Raw genomic sequence first — 21,728 nt, 5'->3', positions numbered from 1 at the left:
GTGCCCGCCGCCCTCGACGCCGGCCTCGGACTGCTGCCCTGGTCGCCCCTCGGCGGCGGCTGGCTCACCGGCAAATACCAGCGCGACGTGGATCCGACCGGCGCGACCCGTCTCGGCGAAGACCCGCAGCGCGGCATGGAAGCATGGCTGCCGCGCAACGAACTCGACCGCACCTGGACGATCGTCGACACCGTCTCCGCGGTGGCCGCGGAGATCGGTGCCACGAGCGGGCAGGTCTCGCTGGCCTGGCTCGAAGCGCAGCCGGGCGTGACAGCGGTGGTACTCGGGGCGCGCACGGTGGCTCAATTGAGCGAGAACCTGGCCGCGGCATCCGTGGCGCTGAGCCCGATGCAGCTGGAGCGGTTGAGCGAGGTCAGCGCCCCGGCTGTCTCGGACTACCCCTATGGCGCCGCGGCGCTCGCGCAGCGCGACCGCCGACTGCCCGGCGGCCGCTGAACCCCGGCCGTTACTTTATGCGGATCCCCGCCACCGGAAGGCCCCTCAATCGCTGACTCCCGCCCAGATTCACGACCTGGTGGCCATTGTCGGTCAGCTGCGCAGTCGGGGTGTTCAGTTCAGGTCCTTGACCGGGCCGTCTGATACGACAACGGCGGGCGGACCGCGATGCTGGGGCTAGACGATATGAGTGTCCGCTCGTCTTTTGGGCTGGGGCCTCGATTCAAATAGACGTGGGTTGCCAACCGGTGGAAAGTGGGCCTAATTACGAAAATAAGGTGACTTACGCTGCTGCGTGGGTGATCGTTACCTCGTATCCGAGGTTGTGGAGTTGCTTGAGTGCTCTGTTCTTGAGGCGGTCTGGGTTCAGGGATGTGTAGTGGTCGAGTTCTAAATCTTGGTAGATCTCGCCGGTGGTGAGCATGTTCCAGACCGCGGTGAGGATGGTGTGTTCAAGGGCGACGACGGCTTTCATTGGGCCACGGCGGGCCGCGATGCGGCGGTATTTCACGGCCAGGTAGCTGGTTTTGCTGTGGGCTGCAGCCATCGCGGCGATGCCGAGGGCGGCTTTGAGGTGTTTGTTCCCGGGCAGGATGTGGCTGGATGTCACCCGGCCAGCGGACTCGTTCGACCCCGGGCAGACGCCGGCCCACGACGCCAGATGGCCGGCGGTGGGGAACACGCCCATATCGCCGCCGGTTTCGGCGATGATGACTTCAGCGATACGGGTGGAGATTCCCGGGATCGTCTCCAGCGCGTCCCGGGCTGCCTGAAAAGGTTCCATCGCCGCCTCAATTTCGAGGGTGAAGGCGTCGATGCATTCGGTGAAGGTATCGATCTGTTTCAGGTGCGCGCGGACCATCATCGCGTGGTGAGCAGTGAAACGCCCGTTGAGGGCTTCGATGAGCTCCGGGATCTTTGCTTTGAGCCTGCGCTGCACCAGGGCGGACAACACCTGCGGATCCCGCTCTCCGGCGACAAGGGCATCGAGCATCATGCGGGAGGACACCCCGAGAAGATTCGAGACCACGAAGGAGAGCTTGATGCCGGAGGACTCCAGGAACTTCTCCAGGCGCTGGATCTGGCGGGTGCGGTCCTGCACCGTCAACGCTCGCGCCCGGGTCAAATCCCGCAGCACCCGGATCGGCTCCGGCGGCACGAAGCTGGCCCGCAGCAGCCCGTAGGCGGCCAGTTGCGCCAGCCACTGCGCGTAGGACACGTCGGTTTTACGTCCCGGGATGTTCCGGGCGTTCTTCGCATTCACCAGCAACACCGGTAACGATTCTTCCAGCAGATAATAGAACGGTTTCCAATAATCGCTGGTCGATTCCATCACGACCACGCTCACCTTCTGCGCCTCCAAGAATTCCCGAAGAGCGAGAATCTGGTTCGTCGTCGACCCCCACGTCGTGACGGTGGTGGTGAAAGTTCCGGCTTGTTGGCCGGGTAGTCGGACGCAGACTTTCGCGTCCCGTTTGGAGATATCGATACCGACCGCACGGTCGTACACCACATCCATAACATGTTCCTCCTAACGCTCCGTTCCCAATATTCGGTGGGTCTGCTGCGGGGAGGACAGGATGAATCTGGAATCTAACACTCGTGCTCAAGGCAACACTCCACGGTTCCCGTGGGGTCCTCCGCGCCACGCTAACCAGCAGGCTCAAATCCGCACCAAGGTCGGACCGGCGTCAACCGCAACAGACCCCACCATCATCCGCCGCCAGAAGGCACCGCACCAGAGGCGTTAAGAACGTGACCGGGCGGATATTTTCCAGCCCCACGGAGCGACAGCGTCGCTGGGCTGCTATCCACAGTTGAATTTGGAGGCCCCAGTTGATTACATATCGTAGTTTCGTTGGGCTGGATGTGCACGCCCGAACAATCGTTGGTTGCGCCATTGACGGCCGCACCGGCGAGATCATCCATCGAAAGTTCAGTGCCGACCTGGTCGAGGTTCTGGGCTGGGTGAGATCGTTGCCGGGTCCGCAGACGGTCGCGTATGAGGCCGGTCCGACGGGTTTCGGATTGGCTCGTTTGTTCGTCGGTGCGGGGATTGACTGTCTGGTCGCGGCGCCGTCGAAGTTGCAGCGGCCCACGGGTGACCGGGTCAAAACTGATGCTCGGGACGCGTTCCAGTTGGCTCGGCTGCTGCACGTGGGCGACATCACCGTCGTTGCATGTCCCCACGGTCGAGGAAGAAGCCGCACGGGACTTGGTGCGGTCAAGGGAAGATACCCGGCAGGATTTGATGAGTGCGCGGCATCGGATGTCGAAGCTGTTGCTGCGGCACGGTTTCGTGTATTCCGACGGTGCCGCTTGGACGGGCAAACACGACCGCTGGTTACGGTCCCACCGAACGGGGGACCTCGCGTTTGAGATGGCGTTCGACGCGTCGTATGAGGCGGTGGTTCAGACGGTGGCTCGCCGTGACCGGTTGGACAGAGCCATCGAGCTTATGGCCGCAGATTCTCAATTCACGCCGATGGTGAACCGGCTGGGCTGCTTGCGAGGAATAGCCCCGTTGACCGGGTTCGCCCTGGCGGTGGAGATCACAAACTGGCACCGGTTCACCGGCCAAACGATCGGGTCGTTCCTCGGGTTGGTCCCATCGGAATACTCGTCAGGCCAGACACGCCAACTCGGAGGGATCACCAAGACCGGGAACTCGCATGCCAGACGGCTGTTGGTCGAAGCCGCGTGGCACCACCGCCGCGATTACCGTCCGACCACCCGATCGGTGTTGCAGGCACGGTGGGAGAAAGCTCCCGAGGACGTCCGGCTGCACGGGCAAGCCGGCGTCAACAGCCGGCAACGAACGCCTTCATCAGCAGTGGATCCACTTCGACGTTCAAAAGAAACGTCCCGTGATCGCCAACGTCGCCATCGCCCGTGAACTGGCCGGTTGGTGCTGGTCCGTGGCCACCATGGACCAATAACCTCCAGACCGCTGTTCGCCGTGGTCGAAATGCCGGCAACATGTGGAGTGACCCGCTTAAGCGCTATGAGCAGCACGCGCAATCGTGCGACGCCCGATTTCTAGACCAGCGGCACCGCTCCAGCCGAACACTTCGCCCTGCGGTAACCAACCCGCGTATATCAGCCTGACCATGCGTCGATACGACACGCTCGACACTCCGGCCGCGGCGAACAGCCCCTCTCCGCAGCACCCGAGATTTCAGTCTCTCGGATTCTGTGACGGGGCGGGAAAAGAGCACTCCCGCCCCGTCACAGAATCCGAACAACAATCATCACGGGCGCCGCTCAAAAATGCCCACTTGACAAAACCCACTACATATCAGCGCTCGGGGTGGAGCTCCTTGCTCCAGAGCACCGCGCCGTTGGCGTTTCGCAGACTTACAGAAAACACGTCCTCTTCTCCAAGATCCACGTGGCCGAAGTACTGGTTTTCGCCGCTGCGGGGTGACTCGTTGGCGTAGCTGCCGGCCTTGGAGAACTCCACGCTGGGGCCAAAGGTCCCGTCCATCTGGTTGGGACCGAAGCTGCCGGCGTTGATGGGCCCCGCCACGAACTCCCAGAACGGGTCAAAGTCCTGGAAGGCAGCCCGTTCCGGCGAATAGTGGTGCGCCGCGCAATAGTGGACGTCGGCGGTGAGCCAGACCACGTTCTTGACCCGGTGGCGCTTGAAGGCGGAGAGCACGCCCGCAATCTCCAGCTCCTTGCCGAGCGGGGCCCCGTTGTCCCGGTTGGCCAGGGATTCCTGGTCCACCGGGCCGTCCGGAACTATTATGCCAAGTGGCAGGTCCGCCGCGATTACCTTCCAGGTGGCCGTGGACTGGCGCACCTCTCGGATGAGCCAGTCGGCCTGTTCCTGGCCGAGGATGTGGGTCTGCTGGGCCTCCTTGCCGTCGGTGTTGGTGTCCTTGAAGGTGCGCATATCCAGGCAGAAGATGTCCAGCTGCGGTCCCCGGGAGATCTTGCGGTAAATGCGCGCCGGCTCAAACCCGGTGCTGCCGTCGGTCAGCTGGGCAATGGGCTGGTACTCCTGCCAAGCCTGACGGGCCCGGGCGGCCAGAACGTCAACGTGCCGCTCGGTGTAGCGGGAATCGGTCAGGATCTGGCCGGGATACCAGTTGTTGTGCGTCTCATGGTCATCCCATTGGGCGATCACCGGAACCTCGGCGTACATGGCCCGGAGATTGGCGTCCAGATGGTTGTAGCGGTGGCGCCCCCGGTACTCGTTCAGCGTCTCGGCCACCTTGGACACCTCCTCGGTGACGATGTTCCGCCACAGCTTTCCGTCCTGTTCGGTCACCTGGGCCTGAATGGGGCCGTCCGCGTAGATGGTGTCCCCCGAGTGGATGAAAAAGTCCGGTCGTGTGGCGTGCATCACGGCGTAACCACGCATGCCACCGATCTCCTCATTGATGCCCCACCCCTGGCCGGCGGTGTCACCGGTCCAGACAAAACTCTGGCGGCGCAGCGCGAAGTTACTGCTGAGCTGGCCCTGGCCCGGTGCCGTTTTGAAGGAGCCCTGCGCGGCCTCACCGAGGTTCCCGTCCGCATCCTCAAATTGGAGGCTGAGGGCAAAATGCGTTCCGGAGGGGAGGTTCCGAGGTTGGACTTTGGCTGTGAAGTCGGTGGCTTCGGTGGCCAGGCTGCCTCGCAAGACGCGCTCGAAGAGGCGGCCACCCGACAGCGGCGACCCGCCATTGTCGACCGCGCGCAGGGTGGCGACCAGCCGGCCCGGTCCGGACGCGCGGGACCAGAGCACGCCGGAGTTGGTCGTGACGTCGCCCGTGGATATCCCGCTGAGCAAGGTCAGGCGGTTCCGGACCAAGGGGATAGCCGTGGGACGCGCGGCTGGGGCCGCACCGGGCGCGGCGAAGGCGAGGCCGGCAGCGGCGATAGCGACGGTGAACATGGAGCGGCGGCTGAAATCAATCATGTTTCGACCATTGCCGCACTGCGTAAACGCACAGTGACTCCGGTATGAACTTTGAGGCAAGGCAGAAAGACGCGCTCCTGGTCGCCCGCGTCGAGTCAGACCAGCTCGACGAGGACCAGGCATCAGGGAATAAGGACGATCGGCCCCAGCTGCTGGCCTGCCTGACGGCGCTGCGAGGAGAAGACACGCTTCTGCTGTGGACGCTCGACCGGCTCGGCCGTGACCTGCGTCACCTGGTCAACACGGTGTAGGACCGCAGCGAACGCGGTATTGGTCTCAAGGTGCTCACCGGTGTGGTCTCAGCGATTGACTCCACGACCGCCTCCGGGAAGCTCATCTTCGGGATCGTCGCCGCTCTGGCTGAGTTCGAGCGTGCGCTCATTTCTGAACGCACCGTCGGCTGGCCGATACCATGCCGTCAGGCCAGCTCACGAGTTGAGAGGCCCTCCACGCGGGCACCACACCGGATCCACGCGAACAACTCCACCCGAGACTTCATGCCCCAGGATTCCATGCTCCAGGATTCCGAAAGAATGAAATTCAGGCGCCGGCCAGAAGAGCGAAATATCCCGGCACCTGCTGCGAAAGACCGGTGGAGTTCATCGGGACCACTTCGATGTTTACCGGCCCGTCCGCGATCAACTGCCAGTCCGAATCCGAAAATGTGCTGTGCCGTTCCTGGGCGCCGAAATGCCCGGGGCGGGGCAGGTTTTCCAAGGCGCTCTGCAACTGCCGGGGCATGCTTCGCCGGGTGGCGCCCAGCTGCTGCAGGTAGGCGAGGCTGTTTCCGGGGAAGTTGGTTTCGGCGAGGAACAGCCGGCCGCTGCTTCCGATGACGGTTCGTAGGTTGGCAGCCAAGCTGGCCTGCTTGTCGGGTTTCAGGACGTGGAAGACTCCGCGGACAAAAACGTTGGCAGGCCCCATCCGCTCCAACAGGTGCTCTCCCGCACCTGCTCCCGCAGCATCCATGACCATGAAATCGGCGTTCTGGAGGCCTGCAGCTTCCCTCCTCGCCAACTCGACCGCGCCGGTGGAAACATCGATGCCGAGCACGCTTGGAAAAAGACCCGCAAGCCAGCGGGTGTGGGTTCCGTTGCCACACCCGACGTCAATCACCGGAAGAGCCGGATCAAAGTGGGCGACGACGGCGTCGGAGTACTGCGCATGCTCGGTCTGGGATCCGGAATCCCACAGCACGTCTCCGGACCTGCCTGTGGTGTGGATCCCACGCCAGTACCCATCCCACCCGGCCGCCGGGTCCCTCGGAGCCCGGGAAGCGAGGCGTACTACTGTTGGAACAAGCAGCATCCGTTCCCAAAGCTTTGACATATCCTAACTCTACTGACGCTGCGCGGAACTCCGGAGCCGATCCAGTACCTTCGCGGGCGGTAGCGGGTAACTGTAGTAATAGCCTTGCCCGTAAAGGCAACCCATGGCCTGCAACTGGACCGCCTGCTCGGCGGTTTCGATGCCTTCCACGATTGCTTTCAGTCCCGCAGAGGAAATCAGCTGAAGAATGGCAGCAACGAATTTCTGCTGCTGCGGGTCCGTGCCTATGTCCTGAATCAGGGAACGGTCGACCTTCACCGTGTCCGCGGGAAGCGACCGGAGATAGCTGATTGACGAATAGCCGGTACCAAAATCGTCAATTTGCAGCCCTACGCCCAGGTCTCGTAGCCCGCCCAAGACCTGTTCTTCGGTCGTTCCCCTGGACATCAACACGGTCTCGGTAATCTCCAAAACCAAACGCCGCGGAGCCACGTGGTGCCTGTCCAGCGTATCCCTGACATCCTCCAGCAGATCGCTGCGAAGCAGTTCGGCGGCGGAAAGATTGATGTGCAGACGGAAATCCGTCAGGTCGGGTGCGGTTTCGTTCCAGCGACTCATCTGGGTGACTCCTTCATGCAGCACCCACCGCCCCAGCTCCAGGATCAGGCCGGTTTCTTCCGCGATGGGGATAAAGCTGTCCGGCATAATAATTCCGCGTACGGGATGATGCCACCGAAGGAGGGCTTCGATGCCTATGACCCTGCCCGAGGCCAATTCGACCACCGGCTGGTACCGTAGTGCCAGTTCGCCTCCGGCAACAGCGCTACGCAGTTCGGCGGTTATGCGTGAACGTTCCCGGATAGCGAGGAGCATGTCGGGGTGGAAGAGCTGAACGTTGTTGCGACCCTGCGCCTTCGCCTGATACATGGCGATGTCAGCATCGCGCATCAGCGCCTCGGCCGGATACCCCGGCGTGCCGATGCACACACCGATGCTGGCCATCGCCCAGACCGTTTCGGTTCCGACACGCACGCTGTCCTGCAGCTGCTCCGATATGCGGTGCGCAATGTGCAGGATCTCCTCTTTCGTCGCTTCGGTGATGACGACGGCGAATTCATCCCCGCCCAGACGTGCCACGGTATCGGCGGCCCTGACGGCGGACCGGAGACGCTTGGCAACCTCGACCAGCACGACGTCACCGGCACCATGGCCCAGGGTGTCATTGATGGCCTTGAAGGAATCCAGATCCAGCACCAGCACGGCCGGGGCTTTTCCGCTGTCCGAACTGGCCAGGATGGCCTCCTGGATCCGCTCGTTGAGCAGGATCCTATTCGCAAGGCCCGTTAGGGCATCCGTTTTGGCCATCTGTTCCAGCTCAGCCTGCGTTCGCCGCAACATGGCGGTACGGTCGGCAACCCGCTGTTCCAGATCCGAATAAATATAGTCGAGTTCCTCCGCGAGCAGGTTGACGCCCGTGATGACAGCATCGATGTCATCCCTATGTTCCGAAGGTTGCATGCGTGTGTCCAGCTCACCGGCAGCCAACCGGACAATACCCTCCACCAACTGCTGCAGGCGCGGGTCCTCAACGCCTTCTCCCGAGCTCATATGATCCAACAGTGCAATCCGCAACGGGAAGTCCGGCCCCGTGCACACCCCGACTGAAGAACTGGCACCTGCCCCAGGGTCGCCCTGAATCGATCTGTCCTCACGTCCTGAATCCTCTGATCACCAGCAGTCTCCGATGTGTGGGCCCCTGTCGCTACTCCACCAACAGGAGTACCCGTGCGAAGCCGCCTGCCCGCCCGACGGGCGGTCAGGAACCCTGCCGGTTGGCCGGCCCGGACCAAGAGGATGCCCCCGTGCTTGGGCCATCGTAGCGGTCGGAACGCGCCGGGGACTGCCGCCGCCGGTTCCCCGCTCAAAGCACAGACGCGCGGTTTTCCCCTCAGCGCGGCAGGCAGCATGTCCCGGGGCTCAGGCACGGGTACTAAGCCAGGTTACGGCCTCGCTGCGCGATGTAAAAAAACGAGTCGGACAGGGCGGGACGTGCACACCGAGGAAGAAGTTCGCCAGGACCCGGTCTACAGGTGATTTACCTAACAGAGCAATGCGTGAGGCGCTGCAGGGAATGGACCAGACAGCCCTGGCCTCGCGGCTAACCGAACCGACTGCTGTCATATCGACGAGCATGGCATGTTGTTTCTGCTGGCAGACCTCGTTGACTTTCGCCATCGCGGCCCGGGCATCCTCGACCTGAATGTGGGCCCCGGGCAGCCAGCGCAGATGGAGAAGCCCGCCATCGCTCAGTTCAAGACTTACCTTTGCGCCTTCCGCAGCAACAGGATCCACGACCACGCCTTCCCCCTGAGTACGCCGCCGAACCGTTCAGCCACTGTGCTTAAAGGTACTCGGGTTCATCGACTTCTCACGGCACATCGACACTCGGGATCAAGCGATTCGTCGGTGCCCACGAGCCCTGCGTGGTCGGCTCCACCAGTGGTGAGATCGACCATTCGTGGCATGACGGGGACGTCATGCGTGTCGTCGGCGGTGACGAGACCGTCCTTCCCACCGATGACGTTCACGGTGAGAGGCGCCGATGCCCCCATCGCATCGAAGGCGTTGAGCCAATGGGGGCGGAGGTTGGTGATCCAATAACCCTGATACACAGTGGCCTAAGAGTGAGCTTGGCGAATGGTCCCAAGAGGAAAAGAAGCACTCGGAGGTACCACTTCATGTTCTCCCGCCGGTAGCCGGCGTTGGGCGAGCCGAGGAGCCTTACGCGCCTGACTTTCGGCGCCCATGGAACGTCGTCACCAGACGAAACTTGCTACCAACCACCAGATGTCAGATACGCAGCCCGGACCAGGAGCCCGCCGATACTGTAACCCGACAAGACAAACCTCCTCGACGTCCGTCCCAGTCTTGTTCTCTTGGACCCGCACGCGCGTCGCGATGTCGGCGCCCATCGTATCAACGGCTGCCTCGAGTTTCTTCTGCCGGCTTCACGGTTTCAGGCGGTGGTCGTGTTGATGAACGAGCCACTGTCCGGGGTGCGCATTCGCCATGTTGTGGAGGAGCGCGTCTGACTTCGGCGGGACTAGCCCAGTGACGTAGAGCAGAAGCTTGGTTGCGTTCTCGTTTCCAGCGTCGACCCTGACGTTCCCTCTTCTTGTGAGGAGTGCTAGCTGCAAGCTAGCACTCAGGTTCCTTCTGGGCACACCCCGCCGCTTCGGGGCCTCGGGAATCTCGACACAGGATAGTGGAAGCCGAAAAGTCCGGCGGCTTCTTGGCTGTCTCGGATTCTGCAGAAAGTCTCGTCCGATTAGGCGTTCTAACGGGACCTGAACCATCCGCTTGGCTGATTGGATTCGAATTGAGTTTTCCGGTCGTCCCGACTACTTCGCGGGCATTTCTGGCGCGCACGCGCTCATATCGACGCCGGATACTCGTTCTAAGCGGGACCGACTTCGGCTGTTTCGGGGTGTCTGGGGCAATCTAAGGCAGCCCCCCTCACCGTTGTCGCAAGGTGCTTTCGTTGCTCAAGGGTGAGGTTCGGATACAGTGTCGGGTGGAAGTGTGCGTCCGGATCCGGAGTGATGCGCGCCTGGAGGGCATCGGTGGCATCCCGACGAGGCACACCGTTACGACAACCTCACCGACGCTGTCGTGAAAGTTGTCTCTGGCACTTCACGACGGCTGAGTCTGCTCGTCGCTCGGCCACGCCGCAGTAACACGTGAGACGAGTCGCTCGAGCGCGTCATGGTGGGCATGACTCCACGCCTCCGTTGTCCCCTTGACGTACGACCCGAAAATGGGCCAAAGTGAGCTCATGTTGCTCTCGCGTGCAGTCGCGGTTGCCATTGCCCTGGTCGTGGTCGTGCCTTTATCAAGCTGCGCGGCCCGGGGAAGCATCGACGATGTGATTCGCATACTTTCGCAGGGCGAGGCTCTCGCCGATGACGCGCTCCGAACGGCTCAGACGGCCGCGAAGGAGCTGGCCGATTCGGACGAGGCGAAGCTGGTTTGTAAGGTCTCTGCGGAGGTTGCGAGTGCGAACGTGGATAGCTGGAACCCGCAGTCGGCGCAACGGGCTCTGGCGACACGGTCGGCCACAACGGAGGTGGGAACGAAGTTGCGCGAGTTGGTCGCCAGCGCGGTCGCAAATCCGGAAACGAAGAGCGGCATAAAGGGCTCGATCCAGGCCCTCGACGCCGCGTTCTGCTAGTCGTTCCAGACGCAGCGCTACCCTCGACCCCGAACATCGTTCTGGTTCTTCCAGGTGCCTGCGGATTTTCCTCCGCCTCAGCTGGTAATGATCACACCCCGGCGAGTGGGGGGCGATCGGCAGGGTCACTGATTGAAAGGCTGTTGTCGTCGAAGCCGGTCGAGCGAGTTTTATCACGCTTGCGGATCTGAATGAGTGCAGCGGCCACCTAGGTGTGGCGGGACGCATTGGTCGGATGGCGGACTCAGCGAGTCTCGATCGCCCGAGATGAACCCACCTAAATGCGTCCGCTAGGTCTGCGCGCCAGATACTCCTGGCTCGGCGGAGCGGCAATTGGTGTCTCGAGCACCTTGCCGCGCAGAGGAACTAGCGCCCCTCTAGTGCTGGGTCCAGCGCAACCCGTGCGCGGTCCACCACGACGCGCAGATGAGCGCTGATCGAAAGGAATCCCGTGTCGCTCGACACCGCCAAGATGCGTCGGCAGAAGCAAGCGTTCGACTACGGCACCCCGGAGTGGGACGAATTCCACACCTACGCCCACAACTTCATCGAGTCGCTGAACCAACACATCAAAAGCGGCGGCACCGAAGACATCGAGTCCGCAAGCCGTCGACGTGTCCGCGGATTCGGAGCCGCTCAAATCATCGTCGAGGTCCTGCTGACCAACTTCAACCTCCGTAAAATTGCCGCGTTCCTCAGCGAAAAAATGAGGGCTGACGCTGAGGCGCAAATACTCGGTGCACCCGCCGGGAAGCTCGTCTGTCGCCGTAGCCGCCGCCGTGACTGCGAATGACGCAACGCGTTCACCGAGACGTACGCGGTCGGTGTCACCCGACTTAACAAAGTGAAGCCAGCGCCATTCGATGAAAGTGGCGGTCCGGTCCGGCGAACCTAGCCGCCACCGGCACACAAACACGGTACGAGAGGGCGAACCCAGGCGCACCGAATAATCCGGTGCGCCTGAAAACCGGTATCGAGGCTCTCGCAACGACTGCAACAAGCGAAGACCACCCGCCGCGAAAGTCCTCCCGCCCCAATCGCTCCAGAAACAAGAGATCGCTCCTGAGATTCCTCAGGAACGATTTCTTTGTTCTTTCTCTGGCCAGTTTCGCGAACAGTTTCGCGAACGGCCCTACGGTCGGGCTGACAGGATTTGAACCTGCGACCCCTTGCATGATCAGAGCGATTTCTGAATGTCACCGAATGTCTCGGAAACTGGCGGATTCCCTTGTATTTGCAGGGAACCGGACGGTTCATTTGAACTGAATGTATCTCGTCATCTTGGGTCGGCCCGGGGTGATCGTGATGGGTAGTCGATGGGCAATATCAAGTTCTTGAACCAAGATCATCACGTGACTGAAGTCCAACGTGACAGGCCGGGAGGACCACTACTGAGACACTCCCGTTCATCGCAAGCGACACTCGAGCGAAGCCACGATCAGGGGGTACTGTTTCTTCCTACCTGAATAATTGGGATGGGAAATTGCGAGGCGCGAAGCGGATCAAGAAGGTTATCAGTGATGCCGGCGGTGAAATCGTTGACCTCGAGAACCTTGAAAAGTGCCTCACGACCGAATTTGGAGCTGTCCGCAACGAAGAACGCCTCTTTCGCGATGGATCGCATCAACCGTTTCAGTTCAACTTCGTAGCTGCTCAAGTGGTAAAGACCGTCGTCGCAGACGGTGTCCGCCCCGAATACGGCAACGTCAACTCTCAAGTTCGACAGTTGCAGCACAGAGGCCGGCCCCCACATCGCGTATACGTCGGGGAGCAACTCACCGCCGATGAAGACTAAGTGTGCCGATCGCTTCTGAGCGATTTCCATGGCGACGCCGAGATCGTTCGTTACCACGGTCAGGCGTCGCTTTGTCAAATGACGGGCGACCTCAAGTGTTGTCGTGCCTCCGTCGAGCAGCACTATCTGACCGTCCAGAATGCGATCTGCCATGGCTTTACCAATGGCCGACTTTTCCTCGAGATGCAGCGGATCTGTGAAATGGCCCGAAGGTTCAGTTGACTCAACAGGGATTGCACCGCCGTGAGTGCGCTGTATGAGATCCATCGCTTCGAGACGGTCAAGGTCGCGCCGAATCGTCGAGGCCGTGACTGTAAAACGCTTGGCAAGAGTGTTGACCGACTGGAAACCCTGAGTTTTCAGAATCTCAGCAATTTCTAGCTGTCTGGACATACGCGAATCTCCTTTGAAGCTCTTCCTATGGATGCTAGCTGCGCTAGAACCCCACTGTAAAGGTTCATGCGCGAAAACACGCACAATCCGGACTAAAACGCGCACTGCGAGCTCTAGAGATTTTCCGGCTTGAAGTCAGAATCGTCCGTAGTGCCTGAGAATCCCTTCGGATTTATTGCACTATCAGCAATTATGTGAGCAGTAGAAAGTAAATGCGCCGCAATATCGCGTGGGATACGAACCCAGAAATCAGATTATTGCGTGAAACTGCGCATTTTCTGCTCATTATTGCTTGACGGGAAGAGTGAATTGAAGATATGTTCCTCGAATAGCGCGCATTGCAGACGTGCCGCCCCGATCGTGACCGAGTCACGAAGCGTTCACAAAGGAGTTAACGGAATGAATCACAAGCACGCCCTTCGGGGCACGGCACTACTCGTCGGAGCAGCTCTCGCTCTGACTGGATGCTCATCAGTGGGCAGCGTTGGCAGTGGGGCAGACGCTTCGTCGGCGCCTGCGGACATGGTTATGGTCACGGTCGTCAAGGCCCAAACCATTCCGTGGTTCCAGCGGATGGAGGTCGGCGTCGAATCTTTCGCGAAACGAACCGGAATCGACGCGCGCCAAGAGGGCGCGGATGATGTCAGCCCCGAGAAGCAGGTTCAAATCGTCCAGGACCTCATTGCGCAGCAGCCAACTGCCATCACTGTGGTGCCCAACTCGCCCGAGGCGCTGACATCCGTTCTCAAGCAGGCACGGGATCAGGGCATCATCGTCGTCTCTCACGAGGCAACGGGTATCGCCAACGTCGACGCCGACATTGAGGCGTTCGACAATGCCTCGTACGGCTCTGAGATCATGGACAATCTCGGAGAATGCATGGGCGGAAAGGGCGAATATGTGCAGTTTGTTGGCGGCCTCACCGCCAAGACTCACATGGAGTGGGTCGGAGCTGCCTACGACAACCAGATGGCCAACTTCCCGGGCTTGACGCGTGTCGAAACGCCGATCGAAAGCACCGATGACCAGGGCACGGCGTACGAGCGTGCCAAGGAAGTTTTGGCTAAGTACCCGAACATTGCTGGATTTCAGGGATCGGCCGGAAACGATGTTCCCGGAATCGCCCGTGCGGTGCAGGAAGCCGGCCTGGAGGATCAGGTATGCGTGATGGGAACTTCCATCCCCTCCGTCGCTAACCAGTACCTTGCCGATGGCTCCATCGACAAGATCTTCTTCTGGGACCCGGCTCTCGCCGGCGAGGCACAGCTCGCTATCGCCTTGATCCTTGCCGACGGTGGAACCATCGAAGAGGGCACCGACCTCGGCGTTGAGGGCTACAACTCCCTCAAGAAGTTGGATGGCTACGACAACGTCTTCGTTGGCGCGGCTTCGGTAGCCGCTGACGCGGCGACGGCTGCCAAGTACAAGTTCTAGTAGTTCGAATCTGATGGGGCGCGCAATCAGCAGTATGCGCGCCCCAGCGCTTCTGTTAGAAAGGTTTTGCTTTGACTTCCACGCCCATTTCTCAGACGACGACTCCATTCGTCTCGGCCCGAGGAATCAATAAGAGTTTCGGTGGAGTCCCTGCCTTGACTGACGTTTCCATCGACCTGATCCCCGGCGAAGTGCACTGCCTCGCCGGTGAGAACGGCTGTGGCAAGTCAACCCTGATCAAGATTATTTCGGGTGCCGAGCGTCCCGACTCGGGCGAGATCATCATTGACGGTGTTTCGTTCTCACAGATCAATGCGCATGCTGCTATTCAGGGTGGCATTCAAGTCATTTATCAAGATTTCTCGCTGTTTCCGAATTTGACTGTCGCCGAGAACATCGTTTTGACCGCGGAAGTTGCGGGCGGACGAAGCCTGTACTCGCCAAGTTCCATTCGCCCGCGAGCAGAGGCGATCATTCAGGAACTTGATCTCGATCTTGATCTCGATCGGGAAGTCGGCACCCTCTCGGTTGCCGACAAACAACTCACTGCAATCTGCCGCGCACTCGTCAACGATGCACGCGCCATCATTATGGATGAGCCGACGACGGCTCTCACGCACACGGAAGTTAGTCGACTCTTCGCTCTCGTGGAGCGCCTTCGAACACGAGGTGTCGCCTTGATGTTTGTGTCGCACAAACTTGAGGAGGTGCTCGCCATTTCCCAACGGCTTACAATCATGCGCTCGGGTAAGCGGGTCGTGAGTGGGCCGACGGCTGATTTTGATCAGCGCTCTATCTCTCATCATATGACCGGGCGCGAAGTCGATGAATCACGTGTGGTGAGTGAGCTCGATTTGGCAGCACCGCTTGCTCTCGAAGTAACCAATCTGTCCCTAGCCGGTGCTTATCGTGACATCTCCTTTGGGCTTCACCGGGGCGAAATTCTCGGAGTGACAGGCCTGCTGGGATCCGGCCGTACGGAGATTGCTGAGTCGCTCTTTGGCGTCATCCCGGCTGATGAGGGCGAGATCCGGGTCGCCGGTGACGTTGTTGCTATTCGCACGATTCAGGACGCAGTTAGAGCTGGCATTGGTTACGTTCCCGAAGACCGCCTGTCCCAGGGCCTCTTCCTGAATAAATCCATTGCCGACAATATTGTTGCCGCGTCACTTGACGATCACCGAACTCGATGGGGCACCCTGAGTCGCACTGCGACCGCGGCCACGATCAGACGCTTCTTCGTGGGCTTGAAAATAAATGCGCCGAACGCAGAGGCACCAGTTCGAACGTTGTCAGGCGGAAACGCCCAGCGCGTGGTCCTCGCGAAATGGTTGGCGACCGCGCCGACAGTCCTGATGCTCAACGGGCCAACAGTGGGTGTGGACATCGGCTCCAAGGAGGAGATTCTCGAGCTACTCAGGGTTCAAGCAGCCAAAGGTATGTCGGTGATCATTATCTCCGATGACGCACCCGAGCTTGTGGCCTCGTGCCACCGCGTACTGGTGATCAAGAATGGCCGCCTGACACACATTCTCGAAGGAGATCAGATCTCAGTGGACACGATTCAAGAAAAGATGTCAGCCTGATGGATCTGTGGCGGAAGCTGCGAGGCTCAAACAATGAGGGCGTGCTCGCTCTTGTGCTCCTCGGGCTCATTGTAGCGATGTCAATCGCCAACCCGACGTTTTTCACTCTAAACACGGGGTTCTCGATACTGCGAAGTTCGATCGTGCCGGTGATTTTTGCACTCGGCGTTCTCATCGTCGTGATTACCGGAGGGATTGATGTCTCGTTCGCTGCAATCGCGATCTTTGCCGGCTATTCCACGGTAAGTTTCTGCCTCAGCGCCGGCTTTGACCCGGGTCTTCCAGGAATTTTCGCGATCGCAATCGGAGTTGGCGCACTCCTTGGGTTAATCAACGGAATCGTGATTGCTCGATTCAGCCTGCCCACGCTGATCGTGACGCTCGGCACCCAAGGGGTGTTCTTCGGCGCGATGTACACCTACGTGGGAGCCACATATTACGCGGACTTGCCGGGATCGATGGCGGCACTGGCCACAAGCAACCTATTCGACGTCACAACGGATACGGGTCGCGCCTACTTGCATGTCTTGGTCGTTCCGGTCCTTCTACTGTGCCTAGCTGTTGGGTGGGTCTTGAAGCGAACGATGTTCGGGCGTTCTTTATACGCGATTGGAGGTGACATCGAAGCTGCGAGGCGAGCTGGATTTCAAGTCAAACGTACGCAGATCTCGGTCTACGTGCTCGTCGGAGCACTAGCGGCGATAGCAGGAGTTATCCACATTGTGCTGAGCCGAAGCGCGAACCCACGTGACCTCGTTGGAGGTGAACTCGACATCATCGCCGCCGTAATTCTCGGTGGCGCAGCCATCTTTGGAGGACGAGGATCAGTAACTGGCACTGTGCTCGGGGTACTTCTTGTGCAGGTCATCAAAAACAGTCTCCTGCTGGTGGGAGTGCCGAGTGCCTGGCTGCGAACCGCCGTCGGCGTCTTGCTTGTCGTTGGCGTGGGCATCCAAGCCATCGCTGCCCGCAGAGACGCGCGACGTATGCGAGTTATCCAAGATCTCGACACCGAGCTCAAGAAAGAGCAGGAGACGGCCTGATGGGTCCCAAACCACGTCCGCGCGATGGATCATCTTCCTCGAACCCGCAGTCCCTTCGGCATCTCAACGATCACGTTGGAAGCTGGACACGGCGTCTGGTGCGTCCAACCGGCGCCCAGCGTGGAGCAGGGCGAATGGTTGTCGCGCTACTTCTTGCCGTCGCCCTATTCACGATTCTCAACCCGAGAGTATTTCTGAGTCCGATCAATCTTCAAAATATTGCTGTTGCGGCACCCGAAATTGGTATCATCGCAATCGCAATGATGCTCGTCATGCTCACCGGCGGCATCGACTTGTCCCTGGTGGCTATTGCCAATTTCTCAGCAATCACCATCTCGACACTGCACACAGCAATAGCCGCGAGCGACCCGGATCTCGCAAATAATCTTGGATTTCTCATCGTGCTTGCAGGAATCGCCGCGGGGATGCTCGGCGGCGCCTTCAACGGATTCCTCGTGAGCGTTGTGGGCATTACGCCTATTCTGGCGACGTTGGCCACAATGCAGATCTACAACGGGATTGCAATCGTCTGGACGGGTGGCTCGACTCTCTACGGGGCACCAAGTCTGCTTGGCTCAATTGGTCAAGCGGCCGTCGCCAATGTTCCTGCACTGTTCATCATCTTCGTGATCACCGCAGTCTTGGTAGCTATGTTGGTGAATCGCACAGCGTTGGGCCGCATGATTCAGCTGGAAGGCGCAAATCCCGTTGCGGCGCGCTATTCGGCAATTCCCCGGCGCGCGGTGCTCATGAAGACGTACGTCGTTGGAGGATTGCTCGCGGGCCTCGCTGGCGTGCTGTTTCTGGCGAGAAACCCTACCGCGTCGGCCGATTACGGGTCGTCGTACGTACTCCTTGTGATCGTCATCGCGGTACTTGGAGGAACGAATCCCACCGGTGGCTTTGCATCGGTTTTCGGCGTCGTGCTTGCAACCCTCACGCTCCAGGTGGTGTCGAGCGGATTCACCGCAATTCGACTCTCCTCATACGAGTACGCCATCGCCCAAGGTGTGATCCTGATCGCAGTCATGATCTTCGACTCGATCACGTCAACGCGAACGAAACGGCCCCGCAAGACGAACTCTCCACCCGGCGCTGATATCCCGGCTTCTGAAACCTCCCTGATACGAACCTGAGCTGGAAAAGGACCAAAATAGACATGAAAAAGATAATCAATGAGCCCAGCGTCTTCGTGGACGAGTTCGTCGAGGGAATCCTGTTGGCCCACCCCGGCCTTCTCAAAACCCCTGGAGACGATCGTCGTGTGCTCGTGCGAGCTGACGCCCCGGTCGCCGGCAAGGTTGGTATTGTCACTGGCGGCGGATCCGGACACCTTCCCCTCTTCAAGGGATATGTAGGACGCGGCCTGTGTGACGGGGTGGCCATCGGAAACGTCTTCTCATCACCCTCGTCCGCTCAGGTTCTGGAAGCGACCAAAGCGGTGAGCGGAGGGTCGGGGGTGCTGTACCTATACGGCAACTATGGCGGCGACGTCTTCAACTTTGACCTCGCGACCGATATGGCTGAACTCGAAGGAATCCCCACACTGACCGCGGTTGGACGGGATGACGTGGCAAGCCAGCCCAAGGAACGTTCTGCAGACCGCCGCGGCGTGGCCGGGATCATGTTCGCCTTCAAGGCCGCCGGCGCTGCAGCCGAGCGTGGAGATTCACTCGAGCAGGTCGCGGCAGTAGCGGAAGACATCATCGACAACACCGCCACGATGGGCATCGGTCTGTCGCCGACGATTCTGCCCACAACGGGAAAAGCAAGTTTCGACCTCGGTGAGGGTGAGATGGAGGTGGGGATCGGGATTCACGGCGAGCCCGGATTCCATCGTGGAGCAGTCGAAACGGCAGACCGGATAGCGGAAATCCTGACCGAACGCCTAGTGGCAGATCTCGGAATAAGCGAGGGAGACCGCGTTGCAGTGCTTATTAATGGCATGGGAGCAACTCCACTCGAAGAGCTCTACCTCTTGTTCCGGCGCGTGCACCAATTGCTCACCGAGCAGGGCATCACTATTGATAAAAACTATGTCGGCGAATACGCAACCAGCCTGGAAATGGCCGGAGCATCAATTTCTCTGCTTGCGCTGAATGACGAGCGTCTTGCTCTGCTCAATGCGCCTGCTGAATCACCATTTTTCAAGGAAGCGTGAGCAAAACATGAATGGCAATGAACTAAGCACCGCGATTCGCAATTGTCTCGGGGAATTCACCACCCACGCAGATGAATTGGGCGAGCTCGACCGCGCCCTCGGAGACGGCGACCTCGGCATCACTGTCTCGCTGGGCGCCGCAGCCGTTGAAGAGGCACTGGCGGCGCTTCCGTCTGGCTCCACTCCTGCAGAGGTTGTGTTGGCCTGTGCCAAGGCTTTTGCCAATGCAAATCCGTCGACCATGGCGGCTCTTGTTGCCGGTGCCCTGCTCGCTGGCTCGAAAGTCTGGGGTAAGTCTTCCTCTATCGCGGGCGATCAGATTGGCGAATTTGCTGTAGCGGCGGCGGAGTCCATCAGCCAGCGAGGCAAATCGAAAATCGGCGACAAAACGATTCTCGACGCAATGTTCCCAGCCGCGGAGGCCCTACTGAATGCTGACCAAGGAGCGGATGCACTCGAATCTGCGATCTGCGCAGCTGAGGCCGGGGTGGTCGCGTCAAAGGATCTCCAGTCCCGCCGAGGCCGGGCGTCGTGGCTCCAAGAGCGCAGCATTGGCCTTCAGGATCCGGGTGCAACGGCATTCCTCAGATTCTTACAGTCCTGGAAGTCCACGAATACACCGGCAGTCGTAGCCGCAACAGGAGAGCTCACAAAATGACAGAAATCGCATTCCTTGGCCTCGGAACCATGGGGCTAGGCATGGTGAAAAACCTGCTTTCCGCTGAACACAAAGTCACTGTCTGGAACCGGTCGGAGCCTCCCATTGCAGAAGCCATAGCCGCGGGTGCGACCTCTGCGCCCAGCGTCGCCGCCGCTGTGAAGGGGGCCGATATCGTCATGTACTGCCTGAGTAATGACGCGGCCGTTCGCGCTGTCGTGCTCGAAGAAGGCGGTCTCGCCTCCGTCGTTGACAGCAGCTCGATCGTCATCGACCTGTCCACGATTAGCCCTGAGGCCAGTGCGGCCGAGCGTGAGGCTTATGAGGCGAACGGCGTTCGCTTTCTTGATGCGCCTGTCTTCGGCTCCCGCGGCGAGGCAAACAGTGGTGGGCTCTGGATAGTGGTCGGTGGCGACGTTGACGTTTTTGATGAGGCCAAAAATGTTTTGGAGCCGATTAGCGAGACGGTTCACCTCATGGGCCCTGGGGGCTCCGGCGTTCGCATGAAGCTCGTCGGCAATCTCGTTGTTGCATCCCAGCTGCTGGCACTGGGGGAGTCGCTCGCGTTAGCCGCTAAATCAGGTTTGAATCTACAGAAGGTGCTCGAGGTGCTCGAGGTGACCGATTTCCGTTCGCCGATCTTTGATGGCGTCGGCCCTGCCGTGCTTGCTGACGACTACGCACCTTCATTCGCTCTGAAGCTGATGCAGAAGGATATTGGCCTCATCCAAGACTTTGCGTCGGGCCTCGGAGCAGCGGTGCCCAGCGTGACCGCCGCGGCTCACTACGTGAACGCCGCGATGGAAGCTGGTTGGTCGGAGCAGAATGCATCTGCCCTGATTAAAGCGCTCGCTGCGGAGTCGGGAGTTTCCCTTTCCGTCAGATAGATGTTCGACCGGAACCACGATTCGAGAGCCACGGGCTAGGGAATCTGTGGTCTCTGAGATTCGACTGCAAGTGTTAGTCGGGCGTGATCCTCGATCACGATGCCTCGGCCCACGCGAACATCGCGTGGGCCGAGGCATCGCTTTAAGACGGCACCCTGTACGAGGCGAAGATACGCCTAACTAAGCGTGGCAACCAGATAAAGGCACAGTTATAGAAAAACTCGGGTCACGTCCCGCCGGGTGGTGTAATTCATCGTCACCGTGCGGGTCAGCTGATTTGATTATGCAGCACTGAGCTCGGGAATGGGAATCACCCCCGTGAGGGCGCTGGCGTCAGGGCTCGTGAGTGCGGCGTTGAAGGCGTCCAGCTGGCGCATGGAGTCTTCGGAGAGGTAGCGGCGGGACCCGGCCTCCCACTCGTCGTGTTGCTCGACGAGGACTGCTCCTGCGAGGCGGAGAAGGGCCGCGGGGTTGGGGAACACGCCGACGACATCGGTGCGGCGTTTGATCTCCTTGTTCAATCGTTCGATCGGGTTTGTCGACCAGATCTGGCGCCAGTGCTTGGGCGGGAACCCGCAGAACGCGAGGATGTCGGCGCGGGCGTCGTGGAGCATCTTGGCGACTTTGGGGTGGGTGCCCTCGAGCATCCGGGTGACCTCGTCGAACTGGGCTTGGATGTGCGTGGCGTCGGGCTGGGCGAAGATGGTGCGTATGACCGCGGCGACCATGTCTTGGCTGGCGCGCGGGACGATGGAGAGCACGTTTCGCATGAAATGCACTCGGCAGCGTTGCCAGGCCGCGCCGTGAAACACTGAGTATTTGAGGGTTTAGGGGCCACTGAATATTGCCTGCGGGGGCCACCGGTATTGCCTTCGAGCGCCGGGCTGTCGCGTGGCCGGGGGCCAA

At 60.3% G+C, this 21,728-nt stretch carries 18 protein-coding genes and 2 pseudogenes; 13 read left to right on the top strand and 7 right to left on the bottom strand.

The features are described from left to right. Window positions 1-456, top strand: a 456-nt coding sequence (locus IWX77_RS16300) for an aldo/keto reductase (RefSeq protein ID WP_196845599.1), incomplete at its 5' end; no start/stop codon positions are given. Window positions 457-739: 283 nt separating this feature from the next. Here IWX77_RS16300 and IWX77_RS16295 read toward each other — a convergent pair. Continuing rightward, window positions 740-1,975 (bottom strand): IS110 family transposase, encoded by a 1,236-nt coding sequence (locus tag IWX77_RS16295; protein ID WP_196845598.1) that lies wholly within the window; start codon window positions 1,973-1,975, stop codon window positions 740-742. Between the two features lie 350 nt (window positions 1,976-2,325). On the opposite strand from IWX77_RS16295, the gene IWX77_RS17295 reads away from it, so the two are divergent. Then, a complete protein-coding gene (locus IWX77_RS17295; RefSeq protein ID WP_327012264.1) occupies window positions 2,326-2,835 on the top strand; it encodes a hypothetical protein in 510 nt (169 codons plus the stop codon). Continuing rightward, window positions 2,726-3,352 (top strand): transposase, encoded by a 627-nt coding sequence (locus IWX77_RS17290; RefSeq protein WP_334353680.1) that lies wholly within the window; start codon window positions 2,726-2,728, stop codon window positions 3,350-3,352. Before IWX77_RS17295 ends, IWX77_RS17290 begins: the two co-directional genes overlap by 110 nt. A 402-nt stretch (window positions 3,353-3,754) precedes the next feature. On the opposite strand, the gene IWX77_RS16285 is transcribed toward IWX77_RS17290, so the two are convergent. After that, window positions 3,755-5,365, bottom strand: coding sequence for an alkaline phosphatase D family protein (locus tag IWX77_RS16285; protein WP_196845597.1), 1,611 nt, complete (start codon window positions 5,363-5,365; stop codon window positions 3,755-3,757). A gap of 44 nt (window positions 5,366-5,409) precedes the next feature. On the opposite strand from IWX77_RS16285, the pseudogene IWX77_RS16280 reads away from it, so the two are divergent. Then, window positions 5,410-5,700, top strand: a pseudogene (locus IWX77_RS16280) (recombinase family protein); the annotation flags it as partial. Window positions 5,701-5,905: 205 nt separating this feature from the next. On the opposite strand, the gene IWX77_RS16275 reads toward IWX77_RS16280, so the two are convergent. The 3 genes from IWX77_RS16275 to IWX77_RS16265 all read right to left on the bottom strand — a co-directional run bounded on the left by IWX77_RS16275 (window position 5,906) and on the right by IWX77_RS16265 (window position 8,986). Next, on the bottom strand, window positions 5,906-6,562 hold the full coding sequence (locus IWX77_RS16275) for a class I SAM-dependent methyltransferase (protein WP_327012259.1): 657 nt from the start codon (window positions 6,560-6,562) through the stop codon (window positions 5,906-5,908). A 141-nt stretch (window positions 6,563-6,703) separates the two neighbouring features. Next, complete coding sequence (locus IWX77_RS16270) at window positions 6,704-8,242, bottom strand: putative bifunctional diguanylate cyclase/phosphodiesterase (protein WP_196845595.1); 1,539 nt, start codon at window positions 8,240-8,242, stop codon at window positions 6,704-6,706. 369 nt (window positions 8,243-8,611) lie between these two features. Further along, window positions 8,612-8,986: a DUF7793 family protein gene (locus IWX77_RS16265; RefSeq protein WP_196845594.1), complete on the bottom strand. Its 375-nt coding sequence runs from the start codon at window positions 8,984-8,986 to the stop codon at window positions 8,612-8,614. A gap of 1,483 nt (window positions 8,987-10,469) precedes the next feature. Between IWX77_RS16265 and IWX77_RS16260 the strand changes: the two genes are divergently transcribed. Together IWX77_RS16260 and IWX77_RS16255 are read left to right on the top strand one after the other, a co-directional pair. Beyond that, complete coding sequence (locus tag IWX77_RS16260) at window positions 10,470-10,865, top strand: hypothetical protein (RefSeq protein WP_196845593.1); 396 nt, start codon at window positions 10,470-10,472, stop codon at window positions 10,863-10,865. 451 nt (window positions 10,866-11,316) lie between these two features. After that, a complete protein-coding gene (locus IWX77_RS16255; RefSeq protein WP_196845592.1) occupies window positions 11,317-11,658 on the top strand; it encodes a hypothetical protein in 342 nt (113 codons plus the stop codon). 645 nt (window positions 11,659-12,303) lie between these two features. On the opposite strand, the gene IWX77_RS16250 is transcribed toward IWX77_RS16255, so the two are convergent. Then, window positions 12,304-13,053 carry a DeoR/GlpR family DNA-binding transcription regulator gene (locus IWX77_RS16250; protein ID WP_196845591.1) on the bottom strand — a complete coding sequence of 250 codons (750 nt, stop codon included), beginning with the start codon at window positions 13,051-13,053 and terminating at the stop codon, window positions 12,304-12,306. Between the two features lie 399 nt (window positions 13,054-13,452). On the opposite strand from IWX77_RS16250, the gene IWX77_RS16245 reads away from it, so the two are divergent. The 7 genes from IWX77_RS16245 (at window position 13,453) to IWX77_RS16215 (ending at window position 20,822) form a co-directional block, all read left to right on the top strand. After that, window positions 13,453-14,487, top strand: a complete 1,035-nt coding sequence (locus IWX77_RS16245; protein WP_196845590.1) for an autoinducer 2 ABC transporter substrate-binding protein — start codon at window positions 13,453-13,455, stop codon at window positions 14,485-14,487. 155 nt (window positions 14,488-14,642) lie between these two features. Beyond that, window positions 14,643-16,073 carry a sugar ABC transporter ATP-binding protein gene (locus IWX77_RS16240; RefSeq protein ID WP_327012260.1) on the top strand — a complete coding sequence of 477 codons (1,431 nt, stop codon included), beginning with the start codon at window positions 14,643-14,645 and terminating at the stop codon, window positions 16,071-16,073. A 41-nt stretch (window positions 16,074-16,114) separates the two neighbouring features. Further along, window positions 16,115-17,116, top strand: coding sequence for an ABC transporter permease (locus IWX77_RS16235; protein ID WP_327012261.1), 1,002 nt, complete (start codon window positions 16,115-16,117; stop codon window positions 17,114-17,116). A 134-nt stretch (window positions 17,117-17,250) separates the two neighbouring features. Then, window positions 17,251-18,252, top strand: a complete 1,002-nt coding sequence (locus IWX77_RS16230; protein WP_196845589.1) for an ABC transporter permease — start codon at window positions 17,251-17,253, stop codon at window positions 18,250-18,252. 56 nt (window positions 18,253-18,308) lie between these two features. Continuing rightward, window positions 18,309-19,277, top strand: a complete 969-nt coding sequence (locus tag IWX77_RS16225; RefSeq protein WP_327012262.1) for a dihydroxyacetone kinase subunit DhaK — start codon at window positions 18,309-18,311, stop codon at window positions 19,275-19,277. Continuing rightward, the gene (locus tag IWX77_RS16220) at window positions 19,240-19,935 is read left to right on the top strand and encodes a DAK2 domain-containing protein (protein WP_327012263.1); all 696 of its coding nucleotides are present in this window, start codon (window positions 19,240-19,242) and stop codon (window positions 19,933-19,935) included. The genes IWX77_RS16225 and IWX77_RS16220 overlap by 38 nt, the downstream gene beginning before the upstream one ends. Next, window positions 19,932-20,822 carry an NAD(P)-dependent oxidoreductase gene (locus IWX77_RS16215; protein ID WP_196845587.1) on the top strand — a complete coding sequence of 297 codons (891 nt, stop codon included), beginning with the start codon at window positions 19,932-19,934 and terminating at the stop codon, window positions 20,820-20,822. The genes IWX77_RS16220 and IWX77_RS16215 overlap by 4 nt, the downstream gene beginning before the upstream one ends. Window positions 20,823-21,103: 281 nt before the next feature. Here the strand turns inward: IWX77_RS16215 and IWX77_RS16210 are convergent. Then, window positions 21,104-21,637: pseudogene (locus tag IWX77_RS16210) on the bottom strand (transposase); the annotation flags it as partial. Between the last annotated feature and the right edge of the window lie 91 nt (window positions 21,638-21,728).

This window comes from Cryobacterium sp. CAN_C2 (genome assembly GCF_015751745.1).
In the GTDB taxonomy this organism is placed as follows: Bacteria; Actinomycetota; Actinomycetes; order Actinomycetales; family Microbacteriaceae; genus Cryobacterium.
This window is presented reverse-complemented; position numbering and strand designations above follow the sequence as displayed.

What these genes read in the sequence shown, in the direction of transcription:
- IWX77_RS16220 (WP_327012263.1), top strand. Translation starts at nt 19,240, where the DNA reads ATGCGCCTGCTGAATCACCATTTTTCAAGGAAGCGTGAGCAAAACATG.
- IWX77_RS16250 (WP_196845591.1), bottom strand. Translation starts at nt 13,053, where the DNA reads ATGTCCAGACAGCTAGAAATTGCTGAGATTCTGAAAACTCAGGGTTTC.
- IWX77_RS16260 (WP_196845593.1), top strand. Translation starts at nt 10,470, where the DNA reads ATGTTGCTCTCGCGTGCAGTCGCGGTTGCCATTGCCCTGGTCGTGGTC.
- IWX77_RS16230 (WP_196845589.1), top strand. Translation starts at nt 17,251, where the DNA reads ATGGTTGTCGCGCTACTTCTTGCCGTCGCCCTATTCACGATTCTCAAC.
- IWX77_RS16270 (WP_196845595.1), bottom strand. Translation starts at nt 8,242, where the DNA reads ATGAGCTCGGGAGAAGGCGTTGAGGACCCGCGCCTGCAGCAGTTGGTG.
- IWX77_RS16295 (WP_196845598.1), bottom strand. Translation starts at nt 1,975, where the DNA reads ATGGATGTGGTGTACGACCGTGCGGTCGGTATCGATATCTCCAAACGG.
- IWX77_RS16245 (WP_196845590.1), top strand. Translation starts at nt 13,453, where the DNA reads ATGAATCACAAGCACGCCCTTCGGGGCACGGCACTACTCGTCGGAGCA.
- IWX77_RS17290 (WP_334353680.1), top strand. Translation starts at nt 2,726, where the DNA reads ATGTCGAAGCTGTTGCTGCGGCACGGTTTCGTGTATTCCGACGGTGCC.
- IWX77_RS16285 (WP_196845597.1), bottom strand. Translation starts at nt 5,365, where the DNA reads ATGATTGATTTCAGCCGCCGCTCCATGTTCACCGTCGCTATCGCCGCT.
- IWX77_RS16215 (WP_196845587.1), top strand. Translation starts at nt 19,932, where the DNA reads ATGACAGAAATCGCATTCCTTGGCCTCGGAACCATGGGGCTAGGCATG.